Origin of the sequence: Lichenihabitans psoromatis (assembly GCF_004323635.1) — a bacterium.
Lineage (GTDB): Bacteria > Pseudomonadota > Alphaproteobacteria > Rhizobiales > Beijerinckiaceae > Lichenihabitans > Lichenihabitans psoromatis.
The window spans coordinates 2591801-2610891 of sequence record NZ_CP036515.1 but is presented as its reverse complement, the minus strand read 5'-3'; the positions used below and the strand labels follow the sequence as shown (position 1 = coordinate 2610891).

The 19091-nt window shown below is 64.2% G+C and carries 16 protein-coding genes and 1 tRNA gene; 4 read left to right on the top strand and 13 right to left on the bottom strand.

Translation table 11 applies throughout. The annotated features are described in order from the left end of the window. Positions 1-19: 19 nt before the first annotated feature. The 13 genes from EY713_RS12150 to hslV form a co-directional block, all read right to left on the bottom strand. Positions 20-817 (bottom strand): glucose 1-dehydrogenase, encoded by a 798-nt coding sequence (locus EY713_RS12150; RefSeq protein ID WP_131115190.1) that lies wholly within the window; start codon positions 815-817, stop codon positions 20-22. A gap of 23 nt (positions 818-840) precedes the next feature. Beyond that, positions 841-1818 carry a sugar-binding transcriptional regulator gene (locus EY713_RS12145; protein ID WP_131115188.1) on the bottom strand — a complete coding sequence of 326 codons (978 nt, stop codon included), beginning with the start codon at positions 1816-1818 and terminating at the stop codon, positions 841-843. Between the two features lie 146 nt (positions 1819-1964). Next, positions 1965-2729, bottom strand: coding sequence for an SDR family oxidoreductase (locus EY713_RS12140; protein WP_131115186.1), 765 nt, complete (start codon positions 2727-2729; stop codon positions 1965-1967). A gap of 26 nt (positions 2730-2755) precedes the next feature. Beyond that, the gene (locus EY713_RS12135; protein WP_131115184.1) at positions 2756-4258 is read right to left on the bottom strand and encodes a sugar ABC transporter ATP-binding protein; all 1503 of its coding nucleotides are present in this window, start codon (positions 4256-4258) and stop codon (positions 2756-2758) included. Between the two features lie 102 nt (positions 4259-4360). Continuing rightward, on the bottom strand, positions 4361-5284 hold the full coding sequence (locus EY713_RS12130) for a sugar ABC transporter substrate-binding protein (protein ID WP_207388307.1): 924 nt from the start codon (positions 5282-5284) through the stop codon (positions 4361-4363). Between the two features lie 86 nt (positions 5285-5370). Next, entirely contained in the window at positions 5371-6351 is a 981-nt protein-coding gene (locus EY713_RS12125) for an ABC transporter permease (protein WP_131115180.1), read from the bottom strand. A gap of 41 nt (positions 6352-6392) precedes the next feature. After that, complete coding sequence (locus EY713_RS12120; protein WP_131115179.1) at positions 6393-7871, bottom strand: FGGY-family carbohydrate kinase; 1479 nt, start codon at positions 7869-7871, stop codon at positions 6393-6395. Next, positions 7871-8845, bottom strand: coding sequence for a transketolase family protein (locus EY713_RS12115; RefSeq protein ID WP_131115177.1), 975 nt, complete (start codon positions 8843-8845; stop codon positions 7871-7873). The genes EY713_RS12120 and EY713_RS12115 overlap by 1 nt, the downstream gene beginning before the upstream one ends. Beyond that, a complete protein-coding gene (locus EY713_RS12110) occupies positions 8842-9681 on the bottom strand; it encodes a transketolase (protein ID WP_131119631.1) in 840 nt (279 codons plus the stop codon). Before EY713_RS12110 ends, EY713_RS12115 begins: the two co-directional genes overlap by 4 nt. A 636-nt stretch (positions 9682-10317) precedes the next feature. After that, positions 10318-10392, bottom strand: a tRNA-Thr gene (locus tag EY713_RS12105). A gap of 156 nt (positions 10393-10548) precedes the next feature. Further along, positions 10549-11604 carry a tryptophan--tRNA ligase gene (trpS, locus tag EY713_RS12100; RefSeq protein ID WP_131115175.1) on the bottom strand — a complete coding sequence of 352 codons (1056 nt, stop codon included), beginning with the start codon at positions 11602-11604 and terminating at the stop codon, positions 10549-10551. Between the two features lie 119 nt (positions 11605-11723). Continuing rightward, positions 11724-13034 carry an ATP-dependent protease ATPase subunit HslU gene (hslU, locus tag EY713_RS12095; protein WP_131115173.1) on the bottom strand — a complete coding sequence of 437 codons (1311 nt, stop codon included), beginning with the start codon at positions 13032-13034 and terminating at the stop codon, positions 11724-11726. Positions 13035-13082: 48 nt separating this feature from the next. Next, positions 13083-13655, bottom strand: a complete 573-nt coding sequence (gene hslV / locus EY713_RS12090) for an ATP-dependent protease subunit HslV (protein WP_131115171.1) — start codon at positions 13653-13655, stop codon at positions 13083-13085. 227 nt (positions 13656-13882) lie between these two features. On the opposite strand from hslV, the gene EY713_RS12085 reads away from it, so the two are divergent. The 4 genes from EY713_RS12085 to EY713_RS12075 all read left to right on the top strand — a co-directional run bounded on the left by EY713_RS12085 (position 13883) and on the right by EY713_RS12075 (position 19018). Then, positions 13883-14737: a DUF3108 domain-containing protein gene (locus tag EY713_RS12085; RefSeq protein WP_245504453.1), complete on the top strand. Its 855-nt coding sequence runs from the start codon at positions 13883-13885 to the stop codon at positions 14735-14737. Between the two features lie 116 nt (positions 14738-14853). Next, positions 14854-14997 carry a hypothetical protein gene (locus EY713_RS22755; RefSeq protein ID WP_165491112.1) on the top strand — a complete coding sequence of 48 codons (144 nt, stop codon included), beginning with the start codon at positions 14854-14856 and terminating at the stop codon, positions 14995-14997. Positions 14998-15002: 5 nt separating this feature from the next. Beyond that, positions 15003-18698 (top strand): helicase-related protein, encoded by a 3696-nt coding sequence (locus EY713_RS12080; protein ID WP_131115169.1) that lies wholly within the window; start codon positions 15003-15005, stop codon positions 18696-18698. Then, the gene (locus EY713_RS12075; RefSeq protein ID WP_131115167.1) at positions 18695-19018 is read left to right on the top strand and encodes an RNA-binding S4 domain-containing protein; all 324 of its coding nucleotides are present in this window, start codon (positions 18695-18697) and stop codon (positions 19016-19018) included. The genes EY713_RS12080 and EY713_RS12075 overlap by 4 nt, the downstream gene beginning before the upstream one ends. Positions 19019-19091: the final 73 nt, after the last annotated feature.

Here is a 19091-nt window from a genome sequence, read left to right as displayed (position 1 = left end):
GTCGATCGGGACGCGGTCATCACGACATGATCAGCCCGCCATCGACGTTGACGGTCTGCCCCGTGATATAGGAGGCGTCGTCGCTGGCCAGAAAGGCGACAAGTCCCGCCACGTCGTCACCAGAGCCGGCGCGAGCCATCGGAATATTGCGGACCCATTCGGCCATCAACTCGCCGGGCTGGTAGTCGCCGAGCAGCTTGCCCCAGGCCGCGTCGTTATAGGCCCACATATCGGTTTCGATGATCCCGGGGCAGAAGGCGTTGACCGTGATGCCCTCTTTGGCGACCTCTTTGGCGAGGCTTTGCGTGATGCCGACCACCCCGAACTTCGAGGCGGCATAATGTGGCGTGTAGATAAAGCCCTGCCGCGCCTGGCCGGAAGCGGTGTTGATGAGCCGGCCACCCGAGCCGTGTTTGCGGATGCGGCGGATGGCCTCCTGGCAGCAGAGGAACACCCCCTTGGTGTTCACATCCATGACCTTGTCCCACTCGCTTTCGGTCATGGCCTCAATTTTTGCGATGGTGATCACGCCGGCGTTCTGCACCGACACGTCGACACGCCCGAAGGCGGCTTCGGCAGCGTCGTAAAGCGCGACCACACTGGCTTTGTCGGTCACGTCGCCGACGAAGCTGATCGCCTTGCCGCCGTTGGCCTGGATGGCGGCCGCGACCTCTTCGACGCGTGGTTCGTTGGCGCTGACCATCACCGAGGCCCCTTCGCGGGCGAACCGATGCGCGATCGCCGCACCGATGCCCCGGCTGGCGCCGGTGATCACAATGGTTTTGCCCTCGAACCGCGTCGATGTGGGAGCCTGCATGGGGGTTGTCCTTTCGGGTCGGATCAGGAAATCGTAGCGGGTTCGGGATCAGGCGCGATCAATCGCTCGGCCGTGAACACGTCGGTGATCAGAATATCGATATAGCCGCCGACCAGAGCCGCCCGGATCGCAGCCGTTTTCCTGGCTCCTCCGGCAACCGCGACGACGCGCTTGGCCGCCTTCACTTCGGCGAGCGCGATCCCGATCACCCGGTCGTTGAGCGGCGTGATGACGGGAGCACCCGCAGCATCGAAGAAGCGCAGCCCCATGTCACCGACGGCGCCCTGCTCGGCCAGATCGTCGAGCTCCTTCCGCGTAAAAGCATTGCCGGAATTGGCCAGCATCTTGGACGGCGTCATCGCCCCGATACCCACGAAGGCCAGGGTCAAGCGCGAGAAATAGCCGAGCGTTTCGGCCACAAAGGGATCCTGCAGGAGGGCGTCGCGGCTCTCCGGCGAGCCGGTCACGCCAGGCGCCGGCAGGAATTGCGGCGACGATCCCGTCAGTTGCGCCATCCGCATCACCAGATGCTGAGCATGCGATTGTACCGAAGGGCTGCCGATGCCGCCGAGGATCTGCACGACCTGAGAGGCGCGCACCCGCTTGAGCGGTGTGATCGAATCCACCATGCGGAGCAGCGACGAACTCCAGGACGACAGGCCGATAACCTCATCGTCCATGACGGTCGTCTCGACAAAATGAGCGGCGGCATCGCCGATGGCCGCGATGACGGATTCCTCGGTTTCGCTCACGCTTTCCGCGACGATCGCCTGTTCGATCCCGTATCGGGCGCGCAGCTTGGCTTCGAGGTCCATGAAGACCCCCGGCGGCGGCGTGATCGAGATGCGGACGATCCCCTCATCGACGGCTCGGCTGAGAAGGCGGGAAATCCGCGCTTGAGGAATATGAAGCGCCTCGGCGATTTCGGCCTGCTTCCGGGCCTCGACGTGGTACATCTGGGCGATGCGGGTCATGAGGCGGAGGTCGTCGGCCCTGGACATCGTGGTTCTGCTCGCTCGCTGCCTATCACCTCGCCGGACCCGGGAAGTTGCACGAGCTTTAAGGCATTGTGGCCCTGCCTCAAGCCGTCTTAAGGCCGCGAGCCACGCTGCGACACACGGAGATCGATCGTCGGAGATAAACGACTTTACCAGCACTCGAAGCCGCCATCGACGAGCAGGTCGACGCCCGTCACGAACGAGGCGGCGCGACTGAGCAGAAAAACGACCGGCCCGACCATCTCGTCGACCTCCGCCATGCGGCCCATCGGCGTCTCGCTTTCGAAGCGCTTGACCTGCTCTGCGACTTCCGGACGAAGGTTCATTGGTGTCGACGTATAGCCAGGGCTGACCGAATTGACACGAAGCCCCTGCTCGACCCATTCCATCGCGAGCGACTTGCTGAGATGCACGACACCGGCTTTCGAGGTGTTGTAATGCGCCTGCAGGATGCCGCGATTGACGATCGAGCCCGACATCGACGCGATATTGACGATCGCACCCCGCTTGCGCGGCAGCATCACCTTGGCCTCTGCCTGGCACGAGAGGAAGACGCCTGTCAGATTGATGTCGAGCATGCGCTGCCATTGGGCGAGCGGCATTTCCTCGGCCGGGGCCGCATTAGCGATGCCGGCGCAATTGACCGCAAGATCGAGAGGGCCGAGTGCCGCCTCTGCCTCCGCCACGGCCGACACGAGATCGTCGGCCTGCGTGACATTACCGGCCAGCGCGATCGCGCGGCAGCCATGGGCCTGGATGGCCGCGACAGTCGCGGCGATCCCGGGCGAGTCCGGGAGATCGAAACAGGCGACGTCGGCGCCCGCCTCCGCGAGCCCGATTGCCAAGCGTTGGCCGATGCCGCTGCCTGCGCCGGTCACGAGCGCGACCTGCCGACCCAAACTGAAAATGTCCATATTCGCCTTCTCCCGGCTGTGCCGTCTCAGTGCGTCGCCCGTTCCATGACGGAGATGCGGTTGGCTTGCGTGTGATCGAGAATGCCTCGGTTCATGCCACGACTCAGCACCATGACGCGGTGCGACAGGCCCAGAACTTCGTCGAGGTCAGAACTGACCACGATGACCGCGAGACCTTCCCGGGCCAGAGCCGCGATCACGTCGTAAATCTGGGCACGGGCGCCGACGTCGATGCCGCGCGTGGGCTCGTCCAAAATCACGATCTTGGGTCGTCGAGCGATACTCTTGGCCAGCACCACTTTTTGCTGATTGCCGCCGGACAGGTGATTGGCCGGCTGCCCCGCGGACCCTTTGATGCCGAAGCGGCGGATGTTCTCGTCGGCAAAGCGCCGCACCGCTCCGGGCGTGACGAAGCCGCTCGGCGCGACCAGGGGGTAATTGCCGAGCGCGATATTGTCGCCGATCGTATGTTCGAGCACGAGGCCCTGCGCCTTGCGGTCTTCGGGCACGAGGACGATGCCGGCCGCGAGGCTGTCGGCCGGACTTTTCGGCGCGAGCGGCTTGCCCTCGACCGTGATGGTGCCGGAGGCGATCGGATCCGCACCCGCAATGGCGCGCATCAATTCGGTCCGGCCCGCTCCGACGATGCCGGCGACGCCGAACACCTCCCCGGCCTTCACCGAGAAGGACACGTCCGTGAAGGTCTTTGCCGGTGAGGTCAGGCGCTCGACGCGCAGCACCTCCTTGCCGTTCAGGGGCTCGATCGTGGGAAACATACGCTCGAGCGAGCGGCCCACCATGGCTTCGACCAGCGTCTTCACCGGCACCTGGGCGGTGGCGTAATTGCCCACCACCTGCCCGTCGCGCAGCACCACCACGCGGTCGGCGATACGGGCGATTTCGTCCAGGCGATGGCTGATATAGATGAAGCCCATGCCGCCGCGCTTCAGCCGCTCGATCTGCGCGAAGAGGTGGTCGGTCTCCCCGCCCCCCAACGCTGCCGTTGGTTCGTCGAAGATCAGAAAACGTGCGTTGAGCGTCAGCGCCTTGGCGATCTCGACCTGCTGCTGCGCCGCGACCCGCAGATCGCGGACGAGCGTCGCGGGCGACACATCCAGCCCGAGGCTGCGCAGGTTTTCGGCGGCGCGACGGGCCATCCCGGCGCGATCGACCCTGCCGTTTTTGGTCGGGAGCCGCCCGACGAACACATTTTCGGCGATCGACAGATCGGGAAGAAGGCGCATCTCTTGGTGAATAAGGCCAATCCCCTGATGCAGGGCGTCGGCGGGGCTGGTGGGCGCATAGGGTTGGCCATTCCAGGTCATCGTGCCGGAGGTCGGCGGAACGAGCCCTGCGATAACGGAGGAGACGGTGGATTTACCGGCTCCGTTCTCGCCAAGCAGCGCCACGACTTCACCGGGGCGCACGTCGAGATCAACGTCGCGCAACACCGTAATCGGTCCATAGTGCTTGGTGATCCGGCGGATCGATAGCCCTTCGCTCGGACCTGGTGTGTCACCGTTCGACATGGAGCCCTCCCGGCCCGTTGCCACGCCCGCCACCGCTCGGCAGCCAGCGCAGTCATCTTGTCGCCGCGGTGGGCGGGTCGCGCACCGCGGCAGTTGTGTCGATCAGGGGTGGTTGGCGATATAGCCGTCCACATTGTCCTTGGTGGTCAGGGCCGCATCCTGCAGCTGCTCAGCCGGCACCTTTTTGCCGGCCACGAGATCCAGCGCCGACTGAAGCGCGAGCTTGCCCATAAACTGAGTCCGCTGGGTCATAGTGGCGTCGAGGGTGCCATCTTTGACGGCTTTCAAGCCAGCGAGGTCGCCATCGAAGCCGAACACGTAGACCTTGTGATCGACACCCGCGGCCTTCACGGCCTGTGCGGCCCCAAGCGCGAGCGCATCGGCCCGGCCGAAGAAGATGTTGATGGTGGGGTCGCGCTGCAGCATGTTCTGGGCGATGTTGAAGCCTTCGTCCTTCATCCACATCTTCGAGGCTTCACGCGTGACCTCCTTGATGCCGGGGCAATTCGTCATCGCTTCCTTGAAGCCTTTGTCGCGGTCCTGCTCGGGCGTCGTGCCGATCTGGCCCTGAATGATGGCGAGCACGCCCTTGCCGCCGCTGTCCTTACAGGCGTAGTCGCCGAGAGCCTTGGCGGCGACGACCGAGTTGGTGGCGATGAACGTGTCGCCGGGCGCATCAGTCGGGTTGCGGTCGACGGCCACGACCGGAATGCCGGCGGCCTTGGCGGTCTTGACCGGAATGGCCGCAGCGGCGGCGCCGGCCGGAATATAGATCAGCGCCTGGATCTTCTGGTTGACGAGATCCTGGATCTGGCTGACCTGCGTCGCGCCATCGCCCTTGGCGTCGACCGTAATGACCGTCACGCCCATGTCCTTGGCGTTCTTTTCGACGGATTGCTTGATTTGGTTGAAGAAGTCGGCCTGCAGATTAGCGACCGCCAGGCCGATCTTGACTGGCTCGGCCGCGCTGGCCGTGCCGAGAGCCAACGGCGATGCCGCCATGGCGAGGGTCGCGGCGAGCAGCAGAATACGTCTACGCATGGTGTTTCCTCACGGGTTATGTGGTCTTCTCTGTCTACCAAGACGACGACGTTGCGCCGGCCCGATCTCGTTTACCGGCGTCGCCGGATGAGGGTATCGAAGGCGACGGCCGCCGCGATCATGACGCCGATGATGACGTCCTTGTCGTAGGTCTGCGCGCCGATCTGGCTGAGGCCGCTGTTGAGCACACCGATGATCAGCACGCCGATCAGGGTGCCGCCGATGCTACCGACGCCGCCCGACAGGCTGGCGCCGCCGATCACCACGGCCGCAATGGCAGTGAGTTCATAGCCAAGCCCGTCGTAGGGCTGCGAGGTCTGCAGACGTGCCGCATTGGCCATGCCGGCGATTGCCGAGAGGGCGCCGGCCACGACATAGACGCTGATCAGATAAAAGCGCACCGGGATGCCAGCGAGGCGAGCAACCTCGGAATTTCCGCCGATCGCATAAAGATTGCGACCCGCCGGCCGGTATTTGAGGAACGCCCAGGTGGCGAGAACCAGCAGCAGGAAGAAAGCCGTCGTGGCCGTGATGACGCCGAAATAGCGATAGGTGTTCAGCCGGTTGAGCGCATCCGGCCAACCCGACACGACGTTGCCGTCCGTGTATTTGTTGGCGAGACCGCGCGTGATTGTCATGGTCGCCAGCGTCGCGATAAAGGGCGGGAGCCGCGCATAGGTGACCAGCATGCCCGAGACGAGCCCCGCCACACCGCCAATCGCGATGCCGCAAATCAGCGCCGGGATAAACGGCATTCCGACGATCGAGAACAGCCAGCCGGTGGTCATCGCCGCGAAAGCCAGCACGGATCCGACCGATAGATCGATCCCCCCGGTGATGATCACCAGCGTCATTCCGATCGCCAGGATGCCATAGACCGTCACCTGATCGAAGATGATGATGGCGTTCTGCAGCGTGAAGAAATGCTGGGCCTTGAAGGCGAAAAAGACGTAAAGCGCGATCAGCCCGATCAGCGGCCCCCAGACGCCCGAGGTCAGGTCGAGCTTGAAGCGGGGCACGGCGCCGACGGGTTCTTTGGTCTGCACGGTCATCCAGATGTCCTCCCTTGTGTCGTTCACGGTCTTCGCCGCGTTCAAGCCGCATCCGGCATCGGGTCACGGAAGCGCGATCGCTCGACCGCGCGACGCCAGCGCTCGCGCGCGCCGCGCCTCGTCGCCTCGGACAAGCGGGGCTCGAACATGTCGAGCCTGGGTTGACGATCGGCAAGCTGCGCCTCCGTCCACAAGCCAATCTCGAGACCCGCGAGCTGGATGACGCCGAGCGCCGACAACTCGGCCGTGCTGCCTCGAAGGATCGGGCGACCGATCAGATCGGCTTCGGCCTGCATGAGATCGTCATTTCGGGTCGGGCCGCCATCGACGAAGAGGCGGCCCAGCGGGGTCGAGCCCCGGTGGATGGCATCGATCACGTCGGCGATCTGGTGCGCGATACTGTCGAGGGCGGCACGGGCCACTGCGGCGCGCGAAGTCCCAAGGGTAAAATTGGTCAGCAGACCGACGGCCTGATCGTCCCACCAGGGAGCGCCGAGCCCGTTGAAGCCCGGAACCAGGCAGACGCCTTGGCTGTCGGCGCCCTCCGCGAGCGCCATCAAATCGTCGACCGACAGGTTCAACAGGCCAGCAACCCAGCGCAAAGTCGCGCCCGCCGCACGGATATTGCCTTCGGCCGCATGGACAATGCCATCGAGCGACCAGGCGATGGTCTTGCAGACTCCGGGATCAAGCGTCGCTCCGGATGTGACGAGACCCATGACCGAGGAGCCGGTTCCTTGCGTCGCCTTGACGTCGCCGGGGCGTTTGGCTCCGTGAGCGAAGAGAGCCGCGTGCGAATCGGCCATGACGGCGGCAAGCGGCACACCGTCCGGCAAGGGGGCGAGCCTGCGCAGGGCCGGAAACGGACCGTTCGACGGCACGACTCGCGGCAACGCGGCGACCGGAATGTCGAAAATCGCGAGGAGTTCATCGCTCCACGTTCCGCGATCCACGTCGAGCAATTGCGTTCGCGAGGCGTTGCCGGCCTCGACGAGAGCCTCCCCGCCAAACCGGCTCATGAGCCAGCTGTCGATCGTGCCGATGCAGATCGCACCGGCCTTGGCCCGCGTGCGGTCCGGATCGATGCTGTCGAGGATCCACCGGGCTTTGAGCGCCGAGAACATCGGATCGAGCGGTAAGCCGCTAATGGCCCGCACACGGTCGAGCACCGCCGGAGTGCCGATGCTGGCGGCCAGCGCCACGGTGCGCCGGTCTTGCCACGACAAAACCTTCGACAACGGTTCCCCTGTCGCGCGGTCCCATGCAACGACGGACTCCCGTTGCGTGCTTAGGCCGGCCGCAACGATGTCGCCCGCTTGATCCGGCGACACGCAAGCCCGAACCGCCTCCTGAACGCTCGCCGACACGGCCTCGGCATCCTGCTCGACCCAGCCGGGTTGCGGATGCGTTTCGGCCAGTGCCGCCTGACCCTGCGACACGATCATGCCCAAGCCATCGACCAAGATACACTTGGTCGAGCTCGTTCCCTGATCGATCCCGAGGACGAGGGGCGTCGCCATTAGTCGCCCCCCTTGCCCATCAACTCGCGTGCGGCCTTCGCCAGACCGGCCGCGTTGAGCCCGAAATGATCGAGCAGGAACTGAGTGTCGCCTGTCGGCGCGAAGCCCGGGACACCAAGAATCCGCATCGGAACGGGATGATGCTGTGCCACCAGTTCCGCGATGGCGCCGCCAAGGCCGCCCGACGAGACGGCTTCTTCGGCCGTGACGATGCGGCCCGTCTCGCGGGCGGCTTTCAGGATGGTCGCGTCGTCGAGCGGCTTGAGCGTGGAGACGTTGAGCACCCGCGCCGAAATCCCCTCCTCAGCCAGCAGATCTGCGGCATCGAGCGCGCGGGACACCATGGTGCCGATCGCCGCGAGCGTGACGTCGCTCCCCTCGCGCAGCGTCGAAATCCGACCCGGCTCGAACTGATGATCAGGGCCCGTCACGGCCGGAATCTTGAACCGCGCCACACGCATATAGACCGGCTTGCCCGACTGCGCGGCCCATTGCACCGCCTGCCGGGTCTCGGCCGGATCGACCGGGGCCATGACGATCAGTTCAGCGATCGCCCGCATCCAGGCAAAATCCTCGATCGAGTGATGCGTGGGCCCGAGTTCGCCATAGGCCATGCCGGGTGACATGCCGCAGAGAACGACAGGATATTGCGAATAGGCACAATCGGCCTTGATCTGCTCGGTCGCCCGGCCTGTTAAAAACGGGCCGGCGGCACAGACGAAGGGGATCATCCCAGCATTGGCGAGGCCCGCGCCGACCCCCACCATATTCTGTTCGGCAATGCCGACATTGACGAGCCGGTCCGGGAATTCCTTCTGAAACGCACCCATGTTGGATGAGCCGACGCTGTCGTTGCACACGACGACGATGCGCTGATCGGCCCGAGCCAGTTTGATCACCTCGTCCGCGAAGGCGACGCGGCAATCGAATGTCTCAACGGCGCCGTCGGCGCGAGGGGCTTCGGCAGCGCTCATCGGGCCAGTTCCTTCAATGCAAGCTCGACCTGCTCGGCGTTCGGGACCTTGTGGTGCCAGTCGACGAGATCTTCCATGAACGACACGCCGCGGCCCTTATTGGTCTTGGCGATGATGGCGCGCGGCTTGCCGCTGCCCCGTGTGGCCAACACGTCGCGCAGAGCGCCGACGTCATGACCATCGACATCGATCACGTCCCAACCGAAGGCGCGGAATTTATCGGCGAGCGGCTCGAGCCGATTCGTGGCCTCCGTCCCGGCGCCTTGCTGGAAGCGATTGCGATCGACGATCACCGTGAGAGTATCGAGGCCGCGATGGCCCGCCGCCATGGCGGCTTCCCAGTTCGAGCCTTCCTGCAGTTCCCCGTCGCCGACGACCACGAAGGTGCGCCAGGATTGGCCGGTGACCTTGGCGCCGATGGCTGCGCCAAGCCCAATCGGCAGGCCATGCCCGAGTGGGCCGGTATTGGCTTCGACCCCGGGGATCTTGCGACGATTTGGATGTCCGTTCAGCGGCGAGAGCGGCTTCATAAAGGTATCGACAGCCGCGGGATCGAAGAAACCGCGTAGCGACAGCACGCTGTAGAACGCAGCCGCGCAATGCCCCTTGGACAAGATGAAGCGGTCCCGATCGGGCTTCAACGGATTGGCCGGATCGATGTCGAGAACGTCAAAATAGAGCGCCGTGAGAATATCGGTCACGGACAGATCACCGCCGACGTGGCCGAGGCCCGCCAAAGCGATGGTCCTCACGATTTTCTGCCGAACCGCCGACGCGATATGCTGAAGATTTTCGGGGTCGGCCGTTCGCTCAAACGTCGGCTCGACCGCGCGCAGGACGAGTGGCGCCGTCGGTGATCCAACCTCAAGCGACGTGGCTGTTCGCTCTGCTCCGGCCAAGATGACCTCCCGTTGATTAAATATTCATTATCGATTGTTAATTCATGATACGACGTGTGAGTTCACTGTCAATCGCAAAATTCGGGAAAGACTGTGTTGAAGGACGCACTCGATCGGCGATCGCGCAGAACGGCGGCATCGCCGCGCCGTCGACGAGTGATCTTGCGACTCGATGAGCGAACATGTTCGGCCGCGCAGCGCCGGTACGCCGGTGACCGACAGTCTGCCGGCAGCGGTGATGTCGCTCAACCCTGCCCCACCTTTGAATTATGGACGCTTACGGTTGCGGCTTCCGCCTCGTCGAACCCGATCGCGGCAGCGAACAGCCCGCCCTTCTCCAAGCCCACGTCGACCAAGCGCCACCGCCGTCGCAGTCCTCAGCGCGTTGGTGACCGCGGTCGTATCGATTTGCTTGCGCGCGTCCGTCCCGGAGCTGAAATGCGGTGGATTGTGCCGGTAATCGGACAATGGCCTCGGCAGGATGTGTGTCGGATCACGACTCGATACATGTCGTTCGTCGCGAGATCGGCGCTTCATACACCGGCTCGTGACGAAGCAATGTGGGGGTTTGAATGGTGCTGCCAGAGAGGATTGAACTCTCGACCTCTCCCTTACCAAGGGAGTGCTCTACCACTGAGCTACGGCAGCGATGGGGTTGAGACGCGGGATGAAACCATCGGCGCGGCAGAAACCGTTGGCGGGTTACTGCCATAGCTGGGGGGTTGATGCAAGTCGGGGACGGCGGATCGACCCAACTTTACTGAAATGCGGGCGCCAAGCCTGAAGCGCCGCCTTCGAAGGCGCCTAACGCAAGAGGCCGACGATGTCCTTTACGGCATCCATGGTCGGCCGCGCGATGGCGCGCGCGCGCTCCGCCCCATCGGCCAGCACCCGATCGATATGGCCGGGGTCGGCCCGCAAGGCCCGGATCTCGGTGCCGATCGGTCCGAGTTTGGCGACCGCGAGATCCACGAGAGCCCCCTTGAAGACGGAGAACTGGCCGCCCCCGAACTGCCGCAGCACCTCTTGTTTCGCCTCCCCCGACAGAGCCGCATAGATGCCGACGAGATTGTCGGCCTCGGGCCGCCCGGCCAACCCCTCGATCTCTGACGGCAGCGCGTCGGGGTCGGTCTTGGCCCGGCGGATCTTCTGCGCGATCGTCTCGGCATTATCGACGAGATTGATGCGAGAATTGTCGGAGGGATCCGATTTCGACATCTTTTTAGTGCCATCGCGCAGGCTCATGACACGCGTCGCGGGGCCCTGGATCAGCGGCTCGGGGAGCGGAAAAAAGGCTTCTCCCTGACGACGCGCCTCGATCTCAGCCGTAAAGTCGTTGTTGAACTTTTGGGCGATGTCGCGCGCCAACTCGAGATGCTGCTTCTGATCCTCGCCGACCGGCACGAAAGCGGCGCGGTAGACCAAAATATCGGCCGCCATCAAGGCCGGATAGGCATAGAGCCCCACGGACGCGTTCTCGCGGTCCTTCCCGGCCTTTTCCTTAAACTGCGTCATCCGGTTGAGCCATCCGAGCCGGGCTACGCAATTCAGCACCCAGGCGAGTTCCGCATGTTCGGCGACCCGGCTTTGATTGAAGACGATGTGCCGCTTCGCGTCGATCCCGGCCGCCAGGAAAGCCGCGGTCACATCACGGATGCTGGAGCGCAGGTCCTCGGGGTTCTGCGGCACCGTGATGGCATGCAGATCGACCACGCAATAGAGGCACTCATGCGCCTCTTGCAGCGACACGAAACGGGTGATCGCGCCGAGGTAGTTGCCGAGATGCAGATTGCCGGTGGGCTGCACGCCCGAAAAGACGCGCGGCCGGATCGCGGCGGGCTGGGAGGCGGCATCGGTCATCGTAGCGGTCCTTGGCGATCAATCGTCCCGTCGGGGAAGCGCACGCTTATGACCGGCCCGCCGAGCCATGGCAATCACGGCCGCGACGGCTCGGCTCGTGGCGCCTCGTCGACACGAGCTTAGAGGATGAAGCGCGACAGATCGGCGTTGCGGGCAAGATCGCCGATGTTCCGCTGCACAAAGGCGCGGTCGATCATGATGGTCTCGCCGGGCCGGTCGGGTGCCGTGAAGCTCACCTCGTCGAGCACACGCTCCATAACGGTCTGCAATCGCCGGGCCCCGATATTTTCGACGCTGGAATTGACTTGAACCGCGACGGCCGCGAGTTCGTCGATCGCATCCGGCGTGAAATCGAGGTCGACCCCCTCGGTCTTCAGCAGCGCCACATATTGCTTGACGATGCTGGCCTCAGTCTCGGTGAGGATGCGGCGGAAATCATCCTCGGTCAGCGAGGCGAGTTCGACGCGAATCGGGAGACGGCCCTGCAATTCGGGGAGCAGATCGGACGGTTTCGACACATGGAACGCGCCGGATGCGATGAAGAGGATATGATCCGTCTTCACGGTCCCGTGTTTGGTCGCAACGCTCGTCCCCTCGATCAGCGGCAGCAAATCGCGCTGGACCCCCTCCCGCGAAACATCGCCTCCCCCGCCCCGCCCCTCGCGCGCGCAGATCTTGTCGATTTCGTCGAGAAACACGATGCCGTTATTCTCGACCTCGCGAATGGCCTGCTGCACGATGCTATCGACATCGAGCATCTTGTCGCTTTCCTCGGCCAGCAGCGGCACATGGGCATCACGGACCGACATGCGACGCGTCTTGGTGCGGCCACCCATGGCCTTGCCGAACATGTCGCCGAGATTGATGGCGCCGATCGACGAACCGGGCATGTTGGGAAGCTCGAACATCGGCAATTGCGATCCGCCTTGCGCGACCTCGATCTCGACCTCCTTGTCGTCGAGCTCGCCCGCCCGAAGCTTCTTGCGAAACGAATCGCGGGTCGTCGGTGAGGCCGTGGCCCCGACGAGCGCATCGAGCAGTCGGTCTTCGGCCGCCATCTGCGCCTTGGCTTCGATGTCCTTGCGCTTCGTCTCCTTGACGAGCGAGATGCCGATCTCGAGCAGATCGCGAATGATCTGCTCGACGTCGCGGCCGACGTAGCCGACCTCGGTGAATTTGGTCGCTTCGATTTTGAGGAAGGGAGCATTGGCGAGCCGCGCCAGCCGGCGCGAAATCTCAGTTTTGCCGCAGCCGGTTGGGCCGATCATCAGGATGTTTTTGGGCAGGACTTCGTCGCGCATCGGCCCTGTCAATTGCAGGCGGCGCCACCGGTTGCGAAGCGCGATGGCCACCGCACGTTTGGCATCGCGTTGGCCGATAATGTGACGATCGAGTTCGGATACGATCTCGCGCGGCAGAAAATCCGTCATGAGAAGCCTTCTTTGACGTTGCAGGGCGGGTGGCCGGAGCGAAAGCCCTTAGTCGCGCTCGATGGTTTCGATGACGAGATTGTTGTTGGTGTAGACGCAGATATTCGCCGCGATTCCCATGGCCTTGCGGGCGATCGCCTCCGCATCGGATTCGATATCGATCAAGGCGAGCCCGGCAGCGAGGGCGTAATTGCCGCCAGACCCGATCGCCGCCACGCAGCCCATCGGACTTGATTCGGGTTCCAGCACGTCGCCGGTGCCGGTCAAGACCAGTGCGGTCTCGCGATCGGCCACCAGCATCATGGCCTCCAATCGCCGCAGGTAGCGATCGGTGCGCCAGTCCTTGGCGAGTTCGACGCTGGCCCGCAACAACTGGCCGGGGAACTGCTCGAGCTTCGCCTCGAGCCGCTCGAACAGCGTAAAAGCATCGGCGGTCGCGCCGGCAAAACCCGCGATGACGGAATTCTTGGCCAAACGACGCACTTTGCGCGCATTTGCCTTCATGACGGTTTGACCGAAACTGACCTGACCGTCGCCGCCGATCACGGTCTTGCCGCCCTTCTTGACCAGGATGATGGTCGTGGCGTGAAAACTCGGAATACGACCGTCGTTGTCCTGCATGAGCCCTCTCCGGCCATCACCGTGCACCGGGGGCACGCTCTCCGATCGGGATCTATGAACATGGGACGACGCTTGCAAGACCCGCGGCTTGAACGTCAGTACCGTCGGTCTGTCTTGAAACTGTCGGAATTTTCTTCAAAAGCTGCGGCCTTGACGTTTGCAGGATTCTGCTCGGATGCTGCGCGATCTTTCCGGGCCACATCGCTGCGGCCGCTTTTGAGTCGAACATGACCCTGTTGTCTTCGCTGATGCGTCGCTGCCGTGCCGCGAGCCTGCTCGCAGCCGCCGGCCTGCTTGCGGTCGTGGCTGCCCCCATGTTGGGAAGCGCCGCGGCCGATACGCTCAAGATCCACTATGCGGTGACGCTGATCGGGCTGCCGATCGGCACCGCGCTCGTCTCCGGCGTGGTCGAGCCCAACTCCTACCGGATCGAGGCCAACGCCAAACTGATCGGGCTTGCCAGCATGATGTCGTCGTCGAAGGGGGCCGCCACGGCGACCGGGAGCGTGGTCGGCAGCCATATCGCGCCGGCGACCTACGCGACCACCTCGGCCAATTCGGTCATGACGCGGACGCTTCGGATGGCCATGAACGCCGGTACCGTGAGCGGCGTCGAGATCACGCCGCCGTTCGATTCGCGTATTCCGCGCGTTCCGGTGACCGAGGCCGACAAGCGCAACATCGTCGATCCCCTCAGCGCCTTCGTGATGGCGGTTCCGCCCGGGAACGATCTTGTCGGCGCATCCGCTTGCGACAGAACCTTGCCGGTGTTCGATGGCGCGACCCGATTCGATCTCGCATTGGCTTATGTCGGGACCCGCCACGTCAAGACCAAGGGCTATAACGGCGACGTGTCGGTCTGCTCGGCGCGCTATCACGCGATTTCGGGCCATCGAATGGACGGACCGGCGACGAAATTCATGGAAGACAATAAAAGCATGGAGGTCTGGCTCGCGCCGATCAGCGGAACCCATGTCGTGTTCCCCTATCGGATCTCGCTCATGACCATGATCGGCACCACCGTGATCGAAGCCGACGAATTCGCGGTCGATCCAACAAGCCACGCGTCCATCGGCCATTGACGCGGACGGATCGACGGCGACCGCGTGCTCAAAGGCCGGAAGGGCTCCAAAACGACGACGGGCTCTCGGAATCCGGAACGCCCTGCCCATATAGGCGGTAGAACGAAGGATCGGGAATGCCGGTTCTGATCGAGATCCAGTCCCGGTCGACAACGCTGAAAGCAGCCAGTTTGAGTTTTACGCTGCGATCTGCGGTCGAATCGTTTGGAATCCTCCGCTACGACGCCGCCCTCGGCGCGCAACACGAATCGATGCGGTGAGCCATATGGATCTTGACGATCCAGCAACTTTCGGTTGGGCCTTGCCGCGCGGCGTGTCATCGGGTCGCTTCAGCGGGGCTGGCGTCACGGCCGTGCTCGGCCCGACCAACACCGGCAAAACCCATTATGCAATTGAACGGATGCTGTCGCATCCCTCTGGGATCATCGGTCTGCCGCTACGCCTGTTGGCGCGTGAGGTTTACAATCGCGTTGTCGAAAAGGCGGGCGTCGACAATGTGGCGCTCATCACCGGCGAAGAACGAATCAAGCCGAAGCGTCCGCGCTACTGGGTCGCGACCGTCGAAGCCATGCCTCGCGACCTCGACGTGTCGTTCCTCGCGATTGACGAGATCCAGATCGCCGCAAGTCTCGATCGCGGGCATGTCTTTACCGACCGCCTTCTCAATCGTCGCGGCCGCCACGAGACGCTGCTGATCGGCGCCATGACGATGAAGCCGGTGATCGAGCATCTATTGCCGGGTGTCACGATCGTGTCCCGCCCTCGTTTGTCGAAGCTGACCTTTGCGGGAGAGAAGAAGCTCTCGCGCCTGCCGCATCGAAGCGCCATCGTGGCTTTCTCGGCCGAAGAGGTCTACGCCATCGCCGAATTGATTCGGCGACAACGCGGCGGAGCGGCAGTTGTGCTCGGCGCCTTGTCGCCGCGCACCCGGAACGCCCAGGTCGCCATGTACCAGGACGGCGAGGTCGATTATCTCGTCGCCACCGATGCGATCGGCATGGGGCTTAACCTCGACGTCGATCACGTCGCCTTCGCGGGCGACCGCAAGTTCGATGGCTGGCAATATCGTCGTTTGAACCCGGCGGAATTCGGCCAGATCGCGGGGCGCGCCGGGCGTCATCTGAAAGACGGGACCTTCGGCACGACTGGCCGGTGCCCGCCGTTCGACGAGGAAGAGATCGAGGCGCTTGAAGACCACCGCTTCGGCGCCGTGAACATCCTCCAATGGCGCAATTCCGATCTCGATTTCTCCAGCGTTGAGGCGCTGCAGCGATCGCTGGACGTGTCGCCGGACGAAGCTGGACTGACCCGTGCGCCTTTGGCCGAAGACGTCATGGTGCTGGATATCGCGGCCCGTGACGTCGATGTCCGCCGCCACGCGAAAACGCGGGCCGATATCGCGCGGCTCTGGGAAGTGTGTCAGGTTCCGGACTATCGCAAAGTGTCGCCATCCGCTCATGCAGACCTCGCTTTGACGCTGTTCGGCTTCGTGGTGCGGGCCGGCCGCATCCCGGATGACTGGTTTTCGCGGCAACTCGCGGCTTTCGAGCGAACCGATGGCGACATCGACACGTTGTCGGCGCGGATCGCTCAGGTCCGCACATTGACGTTTATTGCGAACCGCCCCGACTGGCTTGGTGATCCCGAGCATTGGCAGGGCGTGGCGCGTCAGGTAGAGGACAGGCTGTCCGATGCCCTGCACGAACGGCTGGCACAACGGTTCGTCGATAGACGGACCAGCGTACTGATGCGACGGTTGAGAGAGAATGCTATGTTGGAAGCGGAAGTCACGCCTCAGGGTGACGTCCTTGTCGAAGGTCAGAATGTCGGTCAGCTGCATGGCTTCCGATTTACGGCCGACCCATCCGCAGCCGGTGAAGCCGCCAAGGCGCTGAACACGGCAGCGCTCAAGGCGCTGGCTGGTGAAATCGACGCGCGGGCCGAGCGTTTTAGCGCGTCGGTCGATGAATCGATCGCACTTGCCAATGACGGGACGATCCGCTGGCTCGGCGACCCGATCGCGAAGCTGACGGCGGGCGACGGACTGCTTGCGCCTCGGGCCCGGCTCGTGGCTGACGAGCATCTGACCGGACCGGCCCTCGAAATGGTGCAGCGGCGGCTCGATCTTTGGCTCGCTCAGCATGTCAAAAAGCTCCTCGGCCCGGTGATGGATCTCGAAGCGGGCGAGGGTCTCGAAGGCATCGCACGCGGCATTGCCTATCAGGCCGCCGAAGCGCTCGGCGTGCTGGAGCGCTCGCGCGTTGCCGAGGAGATGAAAAACCTCGACCAGACCGCACGCGGCGCCCTGCGGAAGCTCGGACTCCGGTTCGGCGCCTATAATATTTATCTGCCGCTCTCGCTCAAGCCAGCCCCCCGCGCTCTCGCGGCGCAACTCTGGGCGCTGAAACATGGCGGCACCGAGACCATCAAGGGCCTCGATGACGTCCCCTACCTCGCCGCCTCGGGACGCACCTCGTTCCCGGCCGACAAGGACGTCCCGAAGGGTCTCTATCGCGCAGCGGGTTTCCGTGTCTGTGGCGAGCGTGCGGTTCGGGTCGATATCTTGGAGCGTCTGGCCGATCTGATCCGTCCGGCAATCGCCTATCGTCCCGGCACGACCCCCGGCGCTCCGCCGCCCGGTGCTGCCGACAATAACGGCTTCGTCACAACCGTCGCGATGACGTCCCTTGCCGGTTGTTCGGGCGAAGATTTCGCCTCGATCCTTCGATCGCTCGGTTACGTGCTCGATCGTCGCGTCGGACCGCCCATCACGGTTCCGTTGCTGCCGACGGCCCCAACCGAACCGCTGCGCCCCGTTGCGACGCCCGCCGCGACGGAGGGATCGACGAGCAACGAGCACCTTGAAGCGGACGCCGCTTTCATCGAGACAGAGGTGGCGCATCACGAGCCACTGGCTGAACAACTCGAGGCGACATCCGACTCGGAGGTGGCGGAAGCCCCGGCCGCAGTCTCGGTCGACGCAGCCGAGGGTGAAGCGTCAGCGCCCGGCTCCGCCGCGCCGCATCGAGTGGACGAGATGGAGGCCGAGCGCGTTCAGGAGTTTAACGCTCCGGAGGAGTTCGTCGAAAGCGCGGCACGGTTCCGCGAGGAGCCTGTCGAGGCCGCGGTCGAACACCCTACACCGGCGGAGGAGCCTGCCCCGGCGGCGGAGCCTGCACTTGCAACGCCGCATCAGGTGCCGGAGCCGATCAGCGCCGTGCCGGACGACAGGGTCGCGGGCAACGCTGACGCCACCGCGGAAACCTCGATCGAGAGCGCACCGGAGGTGTCGGGCGAGAACAACGCCGATGCACCGGATGCCACCCTTGAAACGGCCGCCGCAGCAGAAGAACCGGACGTTCCGGCCGAACCGGTTCTGATCGACGTTTGGCGTCCGCACAGAACGGCATTCCACGCCGAAAAACGTAACGATCGTCCGGCCCGTCAGCGTCCGCAGGGGCGCGGCGGTGAACGGGACAACCGGAGACCGCATGGCGGGACGGGACGCGATCAGCCGACACCGACCGACACGCCGGTCGCGGCAGGCTCGGGTGTCGACACGCCGACCACGGATGCAACGGCTACGCCCGTGTCTCAAGCGCGGCCCGACCGTGATGCGCGGCCCGATCGCCAACGCGACCAGCGTCCGGGCGGCAACCAGCGTTCTCGTCCAGGCGGTGGTCGTCGCGACGATCGACCCCGGCAAGGGGGCGACCAGGCTCCGCGACAGAGCAATGCCGGCGCGCCGGATGGCGCCAGTGCACCGCGGGGGCGGCCCGAGGGCGATCGCAACCGCGACCGACGCAACGAGCGGCCCGAGAATGCCCGGTCGGCTGGTGCGTCTTTCGCATCGACCGAGCGGCCCACGCCGCGCGATCGCCAACCTGACCCAAATTCGCCCTTCGCCAAGCTGCTGGCCCTCAAGGCCGAGCTTGAGGGCCGATCCAAAAAGGACACGTGAGCGCCGACCGCTCATCGCCCACCGAGCCACTTGTCGAACGCCAGCGTGTCGACAAGTGGCTTTGGTTCGCCCGTGTTGCGAAATCTCGGTCGCTTGCCGCAAAACTCGTCATCGAGGGTCATGTCCGGATCAATACGGTCCGGATCGACAATGCCGCGAAAGCAGTCCGCGCTGGAGATGTCCTGACGATCGCACTTGATCGGAACGTGCGCGTGCTGCGGATCAACGCGCCTGGCTTGCGTCGAGGCCCCTATGAGGAGGCGCGGTTGCTCTACGACGATCTATCGGCCCAACCCGCCCCACCGGACGACGACGCGTGAAGCCCCGTCTTGTGCAAGGCGCGATGACACCAGTTCGCCATGATGCGCGCATTCGCCTGGTCTGATCCACTTT

Bases quoted from the DNA above. Each gene is read 5' to 3' on its own strand.
- trpS (WP_131115175.1), bottom strand. From the start codon at position 11,604: ATGACCGATGCCGCCTCCCAGCCCGCCGCGATCCGGCCGCGCGTCTTT.
- EY713_RS12125 (WP_131115180.1), bottom strand. From the start codon at position 6,351: ATGACCGTGCAGACCAAAGAACCCGTCGGCGCCGTGCCCCGCTTCAAG.
- EY713_RS22755 (WP_165491112.1), top strand. From the start codon at position 14,854: ATGCCGGTTCTGATCGAGATCCAGTCCCGGTCGACAACGCTGAAAGCA.
- EY713_RS12140 (WP_131115186.1), bottom strand. From the start codon at position 2,729: ATGGACATTTTCAGTTTGGGTCGGCAGGTCGCGCTCGTGACCGGCGCA.
- EY713_RS12085 (WP_245504453.1), top strand. From the start codon at position 13,883: ATGACCCTGTTGTCTTCGCTGATGCGTCGCTGCCGTGCCGCGAGCCTG.
- EY713_RS12145 (WP_131115188.1), bottom strand. From the start codon at position 1,818: ATGTCCAGGGCCGACGACCTCCGCCTCATGACCCGCATCGCCCAGATG.
- EY713_RS12150 (WP_131115190.1), bottom strand. From the start codon at position 817: ATGCAGGCTCCCACATCGACGCGGTTCGAGGGCAAAACCATTGTGATC.
- EY713_RS12120 (WP_131115179.1), bottom strand. From the start codon at position 7,871: ATGGCGACGCCCCTCGTCCTCGGGATCGATCAGGGAACGAGCTCGACC.
- hslV (WP_131115171.1), bottom strand. From the start codon at position 13,655: ATGCAGGACAACGACGGTCGTATTCCGAGTTTTCACGCCACGACCATC.
- EY713_RS12115 (WP_131115177.1), bottom strand. From the start codon at position 8,845: ATGAGCGCTGCCGAAGCCCCTCGCGCCGACGGCGCCGTTGAGACATTC.
- EY713_RS12135 (WP_131115184.1), bottom strand. From the start codon at position 4,258: ATGTCGAACGGTGACACACCAGGTCCGAGCGAAGGGCTATCGATCCGC.
- hslU (WP_131115173.1), bottom strand. From the start codon at position 13,034: ATGACGGATTTTCTGCCGCGCGAGATCGTATCCGAACTCGATCGTCAC.
- EY713_RS12080 (WP_131115169.1), top strand. From the start codon at position 15,003: ATGGATCTTGACGATCCAGCAACTTTCGGTTGGGCCTTGCCGCGCGGC.